Consider the following 1,244-nt stretch of genomic DNA (forward strand, 5'->3'; position numbering starts at 1 on the left):
TCCCCTATTGCCGGAGCCTCTCTTATCCGCAGCTCCTCCGCAATTCATCCGCATTGACTGTTCCGTGCGCTCCGACCGTGACCGGCCGGAGCCGCCGGCGGCCTGGCCGCTGGTTATCACCGGATATATCGGTGGCTTCCCGCTGACGGTGGCAACTTCTGCGGACCGGATGACACATGACTGTTCTCTCGTTATTGTTTCTTTTTTGTCGCATAGCCCTTTTTCGCGGCAAGAAGAGTTTCCTGAATTACACAAGCGAAGTTAGCTGGTGGGGTTGACTGGGTGAGCGCCTGGTGGAGTAGGGTCACTTCTTGTTCGGTCAGTCCCGACGAGAGGAAAACGTGATGGCACAGCAGCAGCAGCAGCAAATTGAACAGCAGCTGCGGCAGAACTGGCAGCAGATCCGGTACCGGCTGCTCGATGAATTCGGACAGGTCGGTACCGCGGACCTCGACGCGGCTCGTGACGTCAACGATCTCGTTCAGCGGATCGCGGACAAGACTCACCACAGCGAGCGTTACGTGGAGACCCGGCTGCAGGAGCTCGTCGGTGTCGGCGCTTCTGTCGGCGGCCAGTTCGGTGGCCAGCAGCAGGGTGCTGGCCAGGGCTTCGGCCAGCAGCAGGGCCAGCAGGGCCAGCAGGGCCAGCAGCAGGGCCAGCCGTTCGGGCGTTGATCGTGTTCGGGTAACGGTGGCACACCGCTACCCGTCCTGACACCGGTGACATGCGGAAAGTGCTGGCTGTATGATCACCGGCCGGGTTTCCCGGATCCTTCGGATACGCGGGAAATGTTACGGCCGCGCATCCCTGGGCCTGCCGGATGACACGATTTCCCGAACTGTTCGCTGTATTAGTTTTCGGACCAGTCAGGTGGTCTCGCCGCCAAGTAACAAGAGACCACCTGACTGGTTCGGCTCCCGGCGTGCCGTCCGGTGACCTTAAGATCACCCTGTCAGGCTCACGAGGAGTGTCCGATACTCAAGCAGGGCGTCGATCAGCCCCGTGACAATGGGATTGCGGGGCATCTGGCCCAGTTCGGTAAGGATTGAATCCGTTTGTTCCAGCGTGGGCTGGGCGTCGACAGCCGCGACGAGTGTGACCAGTCTGCTCATGGGTGGCCTTCCAGCGACTCACAGCCGTGAAGCGACTTCCATTCGATCAGCACTTCGTATGGCTGGCTCGTCTCAGCTGATACATCTGCCGAAAAGGCGTCGCCCGGCGGGTTTACCATCAATTTTCACTCC

General features: G+C 60.5%; 3 protein-coding genes. 2 read left to right on the forward strand and 1 reads right to left on the reverse strand.

The features are described from left to right. Both MJ783_RS22520 and MJ783_RS22525 read left to right on the forward strand, forming a co-directional pair. Window positions 1–265: hypothetical protein (locus MJ783_RS22520; protein WP_239313723.1), on the forward strand; the 265-nt coding region annotated here is incomplete at its 5' end. Window positions 266–344: 79 nt separating this feature from the next. Beyond that, window positions 345–674 carry a hypothetical protein gene (locus tag MJ783_RS22525; protein WP_239313725.1) on the forward strand — a complete coding sequence of 110 codons (330 nt, stop codon included), beginning with the start codon at window positions 345–347 and terminating at the stop codon, window positions 672–674. A gap of 270 nt (window positions 675–944) precedes the next feature. Here MJ783_RS22525 and MJ783_RS22530 read toward each other — a convergent pair whose 3' ends face one another. Next, complete coding sequence (locus tag MJ783_RS22530; protein WP_239313727.1) at window positions 945–1,112, reverse strand: hypothetical protein; 168 nt, start codon at window positions 1,110–1,112, stop codon at window positions 945–947. Window positions 1,113–1,244: the final 132 nt, after the last annotated feature.

Source organism: Protofrankia sp. Cj3 (assembly GCF_917627355.1).
GTDB lineage: Bacteria > Actinomycetota > Actinomycetes > Frankiales > Frankiaceae > Protofrankia.